Raw genomic sequence first — 7198 nt, 5'->3', positions numbered from 1 at the left:
TTCCCATTCGGCGTCAACGGCAGCACATCCAGCGCCACAAACACCGCCGGAACCATGTACTCAGGCAGCCGCGAACCCAGGAACGCCCGCAACTCGTCGACCGGCGGCACCATCGGCAGCACATACGCGACGAGCCGGTCGAATTCATCGGCAACGACGACGGCGGTGTCGATCCCCGGATGCCGGGTCAGCGCGAACTCCACCTCACCGGGCTCAATCCGATACCCACGAACCTTCACCTGCACATCGGCCCGGCCGAGGAACTCCAGCCCGGCAGCCGTCTGCCGCACTCGGTCCCCGGTCCGATACCACCGCGACCCACCAGGCGCCGCAACAAACCGCGCTGCGGTCAACGATGGCTTACCCACATAACCCCGGGTGACACCCACGCCGCCGATGAACAGCTCACCCACCGCGCCGAACGGCACAGGCCGCAGCACGGCATCCAACACCTGCAACTCAACCCCCGGCAACGGCCCACCAATCGGCGCTGGCCCCACCCCATCACCGAACAACTCACAGAACGTCGAATCAACGGAAGCCTCAGTCACCCCGTACGCCGTCAGCACACGAACACCAAGCACCCGCTGCGCCCGGGCCACCGACTCCAACCGCCACACGTCAGTGGTCACCACCACCAGGCGCAGATCCGGCAGCTCAAACCCGGTCCGCTCGATATACGAGACCAGCTCGTCCACGTACCGCGGCGCCGACTCGAACGCCTCCACCCGCTCCGCAACCAACAGCGAAGCCCACAACACCACATCCAACTGGGCCCCAGGCTCACCCAGCACCAGAGCGCCGCCCGCAGCGAGCGACCGCACCACATCACCCGTGAACACATCAAAACTGGCACTGGCCAACGTCAACCACGACAGACCTTCACTGAAATGAGTCGCCGACCAGCCACCGAACACACCCAACAGCGCACTGTGCGGCACCACCGTGCCTTTCGGCACACCCGTCGACCCAGACGTGTAAATAACACAAGCCGCCTGTGCCGAACGCACAGCCACTGTGAACGGCTCGCCGTACTCAACCGTGTCGACCACCACCGACACACCAGCATCCGCAACCATGAACTCCAGCCGCTCCACCGGATACGACGGATCCAGCGCCAGATAGGCAGCACCGGCCTTCCACACACCCAGCATCGCCACAACCAGATCGACACCCCGCGGCAGCTGCAGACCCACCACCGACTCCGCACCAACACCCCGTGCAGCAAGCCAACCCGCGAACCGTGCCGCCCGCGCATCCAACTCCGCAAACGTCAACGACACATCACCAGCCCGCACCGCCACCGCAGACGACGACGCCGGCACCAGCTCGTGCACACCCCCGACCGGCGGCAAGGAAAGCGCAGCACCACGCCACGGCTCAACCACAGGCAGCATCGAAAGCTCAGACAGCCGCGCCTCAGGCACCAGCGCCGACAACAGCGACGTAAAGTGCCCGACCAACCGTCGGACCGTCGACTCATCGAACAGCTCCGTGCTGTACTGCAACCCACCGACCAGCCCGGTAGGAGTCTCGCCGACCGTCATACTCAGGTCGTACAGCGCCGGCGCCTCCGACACCTCATCGCCGCCCGCGCCCGCGCCCCCGTCCAGCCGGGCGTAGTTGAACAGCACCTGGAACAGCGGCGTCCGGGAGCGGTCCCGGGGCACGCCGAGCGCCTCGACCAGCGACTCGAACGGCACGTCCTGGTGCGCGTACCCGGAAAGCGTCTCGGTGCGCACACGCTCGAGCAGCTCACCGAACGTCGGATCCCCGGACAGGTCCGTGCGCAACACCAACGTGTTCACGAAGAACCCGATCAGCCCCTCAACCTCAGCACGGTTCCGGTTCGCGATCGGCGTGCCGACGACGACGTCATCCTGACCGGCGTACCGCGACAACAGCACATTGAACGCCGCAAACACGGTCATGAACATGGATGCCCCAGCCTCACGGGCCACCGCACGCAGACCCGAAGCCACGTCAGCCGGGATCACAAACCGAAGCGCCGCCCCAGCACTGGACCGCTGCGGAGGCCGCGGCCGATCGGTCGGCAGCTCCAGCACCTTCGCGCCATCGAGACGCCCGCGCCAGTACGCCACCTGCCGGTCCAGCACCTCCCCGGTCAACCAGCGCCGCTGCCACACCGCAAAGTCCGCGTACTGCACCGGCAACGGCGCCAACTCGACACCCGCGTACAACGCATCGAGCTCCCGCCGCAGAATCCCGGCCGACCACTCGTCGCCGACGACGTGATGCATGGCCAGCGCGAGCACGTGGTGCTCATCCCCGAGCCGCAACAGCGTGGCCCGCAACAGCGGCCCGGCGGCGAGGTCGAACGGGCGCCGCCGGTCGCGCACAACCCACGCCCGTGCGGCCGCAGCCGGATCGTCCGCGGCGGAAAGGTCGACAATCGGGAGGTCGAACGGCCCGGCCGGGTCCACGACCTGGAACGCGTTTCCGTCCCGCCCGGTGACGAGCCGTGTCCGCAGTACCTCGTGCCGCGCCACGAGCCGCCCGAGCGCGTCGGCGACGGCGGTCGGAGACACCTCGCCGGTCAGCCGGATGCCGACCGGCATGACGTAATCCACCGAGCCCGGCTCGAGCCGGTCGAGGAACCAGAGACGCTGCTGTGCGTACGACAGCGGTAGTACGCCGTCACGGCCGGCTGGGACGATCGGCGGCGCCGACACACCGGGCGCCGCCGCCTCGACCACGGCGCTCAGACCGGCCACGGTCGGTGCGTCAAAGACAGCCGCCACTGGTACCTCAACCGCGAACACCGTGCGAATCCGTGACACGACACGGGTGGCCAGCAGCGAATGACCGCCGAGAGCGAAGAAGTCGTCGCGCGCGCCGACCTCCGCCACGCCGAGCAGCTCGCCCCAGATCCCGGCGAGCAGCTCCTGCACCGGGCCCTCCGGAGCCACATGCTCGGTACCGACGCGCAACTGCCGCCCGTCGGGCGCGGGCAGGGCAGCGCGGTCGACCTTGCCGTTGCGGTTCAACGGCAGCGACGTCAGCTCCACGAACACCGACGGCACCATGTACTCCGGCAGCCGCCCCGACGCCCACGCCCGCAGCTGCTCCACGGCCGGCGACTCGCCTCCCGCCGGTACCACATAAGCAACCAGACGACCGTCGCCGGCCACCACCACGACATCCCCGACGCCGTCGTGTGCACGCAGCACGGCCTCAACCTCGCCCGGTTCGACCCGGAACCCGCGGACCTTCACCTGTGCGTCCGCACGGCCGACGAACTCGAGCACACCGTCGGCACGCCACCGTGCAACGTCGCCGGAACGGTACAGCCGCGACCCGTCCGCGGCCAGCGGGTCGGCGACGAAGCGCTCGGCGGTCAGCTCGGGTCGTCCGGCGTACCCGCGGGCGAGCCCGACACCGCCGATGAACACCTCGCCCGGCACGCCGACCGGCACGGCGTTGAGGTACCGATCCAGGACCTGCACGCGCACATTGCCGAGGGGTGTGCCGATCGGCGGCGCCGCCGGGTCGCCGGCTTCGACGCGCCCGGCCGTGGCCATCACCGTGGCCTCGGTCGGGCCGTAGGTGTTGACGAGTCCGACCCTGTGCGTCCACCGTGCGGCGAGCTGTGCGCTGAGCCGTTCGGCACCGAGCACCCACGTCCCGATCCCGGCGACGTCGTCGGGGTCGAGCTGGGAAAGCAGCGATGGTACGACACTCGCCGATTGCACGCCCGTGCGCCGCACGAGCGCGGCCAGCGCACGGGGTTCGGCCCGTTCGGCGGCCGTGGCGATGACGAGGGTACCGCCCGACGACAGCACCGACGCGAGGTCGAACACGGCCGCGTCGAACGAGAACGACGCGAACTGCAGCACGACACCGTCCGCACGCAGCACCGGGCCGAGCTGCGTCACAAGGTTGACGACGCCGCCGTGCGCGACCACCACGCCCTTCGGCACGCCCGTCGACCCGGAGGTGTAGATGACGTACGCCGCCTGGCGTCCCCGCACGGCCGGCAGTTCGCCGTGGTAGCGCGGCAGGTCGAGGCCTGCGAGCCAGGTCACGGCCATGCCGACGTCGGCGGCGACCGCGTGCTGCCCGAGCACCATCGACACCCCGCCGTCGGCGGCCATGAACGCGAGCCGGTCGGCCGGATACGCCGGGTCGAGCGGGAGGTACGCCGCGCCCGCACGCCACACGCCGAGCACTGCGACAACGAAGTCGGCGCCGCGGTCGAGGCACAGCCCGACCACCGATTCCGCGCCCACGCCGGCGCCGAGCAGGTAGCCGGCCAGGTCCGCCGACCGTTGCCACAACTCCCCGTACGTGAGGACGTCGTCGCCGGAACGGACCGCCACCGCGCCCGGATCGGCCTGCACACGCGCCGCGATGAGTTCGGCGACGGTCTCCACCGCGGGCAGGTCGGCCGCGGTCTCGCTCCACCCCGCCAGTTCCTGCCGTTCCAGCTCGGTCAGCACCGGTACGTCCGAGAGCCGACGCCCCGCGTCCGCCGACACGGCGGCCAGGAGCTGCTGGAAGTGCCCGATCAGCCGAACCATCCGGGCCTCATCGAACAGCACGGTGCTGTACTGCACCTCACCGACCAGCCCAGCACCCGCCTCAACCACTGCAACGGACAGGTCGAACTTCACGGGCATCGGCACGGACCCCGTGCGCAGCACGGGCTCGGCGCTCTCACCGCCGGCGGCGTAGTTGAACAACACCTGGAACAACGGCGTCCGGGAGCGGTCCCGGTCGACGCCGAGCTCATCCACCAGGTGCTCGAACGGCACATCCTGATGCGCGTACGCATCCAGCGTCCCAGCCCGCACCCGGCCGAGCAGTTCGGCAAACGTCGGGTCGCCGGACAAGTCCGTGCGCAACACCAACGTGTTCACGAAGAACCCGATCAGTCCCTCGATCTCCGCACGGTTCCGGTTCGCGATCGGCGTGCCGACGACGACGTCATCCTGACCGGCGTACCGCGACAGCAGTACGTTGAACGCCGCAAACACGGTCATGAACATCGACGCCCCGGCGTCACGGGCCACTGTGCGCAGACCATCGGCGACTGCGGCGGGCACGGCGAACCGCAGCACAGCACCCGCACTCGAACGCCGCGCCGGCCGCGGCCGATCCGCCGGCAGCTCCAGCACCGGCACACCATCCAGCCGATCCCGCCAGTACCCCACCTGCCGGTCCAGCACCTCGCCCGTCAACCAACGCCGCTGCCACACCGCAAAGTCCGCGTACTGCACCGGCAACGGTGCCAACTCGTCGCCCGCATACAGCGCGTCGAGCTCCCGCCGCAGGATTTCGGCCGACCATTCATCGCTGACAACGTGGTGCTTGGCGATGGCCAGGATGTGCTTGTCGTCGCCGAGCCGCAGGAGCGTCGCCCGGAACAACGGCCCAGCGGCGAGGTCGAACGGCGCCCGCCGGTCGTCGGCAAGCCACGCCCGGGCGGCACCGGCCGGATCATCCGCACCCGAAAGATCCACCACCGGCAGCGCGAACGGCCCCGCCGGGTCGATCACCTGGTGTGGCGTTTCGTCGGTACCGGCGACAAGCCTGGTGCGCAACACCTCGTGCCGCCCCACAAGCCGCCCCAGCGCGCCCGTCAACGCCTCGACGTCGAGCGCGCCACCGAGGTGGACGGCGATCGGAGTGTTGTACTCAATCGAGTCCGGCTCGAGCTGCGCCAGGAACCACAGCCGCTGCTGCGCAAACGACAACGGCAACGGCTCGTCCCGGCCGACAGGCACAATGGGCGCCGCACCGATACCGGGCACAGCCCCCTCAACCGCAATTGCGAGCCCAGCGATCGTCGGTTCGTCGAACAGTGCGGCAACGGGCAGCTCGGCGTCGAACACCGCCCGGATCCGCGACACCACCTGGGTCGCGAGCAACGAGTGGCCGCCGAGCTCGAAGAAGTTGTCGTGCACCCCGACACGGTCGACCCCGAGCACGTCGCCCCAGATCGCCGCGAGCCGTTCCTCAACGGACGTGCGCGGCGCCACAAACCCACCGCCGAGCTCAGGCCGGCTCTGATCCGGCGCGGGGAGCGCCGCCCGGTCGAGCTTCCCATTCGCGGTCAACGGAATAGCGGTGAGTTCGACGAACACGGCCGGGATCATGTGCTCCGGCAGCCGCCCGGCCAGGAACGCCCGCAGCTCACCGACGGACGGCATCCCATCCTCGGCCACCAGATACCCGACGAGCCGCTGCCCGTCAGCAACCACAACCGCGGCGGACACAGCGGGATGCGCGAGCAGCGCCGCCCGGACCTCGCCGGGCTCGATCCGATACCCACGAACCTTGACCTGATCATCCACACGGCCCAGGAACGCAATCAACCCATCCGGACGACGCAGAACAACATCCCCGGTCCGATACAGCCGCTCCCCACCGGCCGCGGCAACGAACCGTTCCGCGGTCAGCTCCGGCCGGCCCCGATACCCGCGGGCCAGCCCCGCACCACCCACATACAACTCACCCCGCACACCAACCGGCACCGGCCGCAACGACCGGTCCAGCACATGCAGCCGGATGTTCGGCAGTGGCGAACCGATCGGCACCACCGCACCGTGCAACACCTCATCCGTGAGCCGCACAGTCGCCACACCAACCGTCGTCTCCGTCGGCCCGTAATGGTTCGCGGCACGACCGACCAGCTCGCGAGCCACCTCGACGGGGGTCGCCTCACCACCCAGGATCAACGCCCGAGCCGGCCGCACCCGGGAGACTCCCAGACCCAGCAGGTGCGACGGGACGATCTTCACGTAATCGATCGCATGCTCAGTCAGATAGGCATCAACCAGGTCCGGATCGGTCACGATCGCCGGGTCCACGAAATGCAGACACCCACCGGTCGTCAATGCGGTGAGCAGCATCGTGTTCCCGAAGTCGGTGGTCGGCGGCTGCAACAGTGCATACGACCGGCCCGGTTCGCCGATGCCCAGCCGGGACGGCACACCAGTGACGTAGTTGAGCAGGCCGCGGTGCGTCACCTGCACAGCCTTGGGACGGCCGGTGGAGCCGGAGGTGAACATCACGTACGCGACCCGGTCCAGATGCGACACCGCCGTGCCCGGCACGGTATCCGGCATGACCTGCAACAACGGGTCGTCCAGCAGCACGGTCCGCAACCGGCCCACCGGCAGATCACCGATCGCATCCGCCGTGCCGACCAGAACCGACACACCCGCCTCAGCCA

At 69.3% G+C, this 7198-nt stretch carries 1 protein-coding gene; it reads right to left on the bottom strand.

The features are described 5' to 3' along the window. A partial coding sequence (locus AB0B76_RS58410; protein WP_360394954.1) for an amino acid adenylation domain-containing protein occupies window positions 1–7184 on the bottom strand: 7184 nt, incomplete at its 3' end. Between the last annotated feature and the right edge of the window lie 14 nt (window positions 7185–7198).

This window comes from Dactylosporangium sp. NPDC049140, from assembly GCF_040648435.1.
Note: the sequence above shows the minus strand (reverse complement) of the source record. Positions and strands in the feature narration are given on the sequence as shown.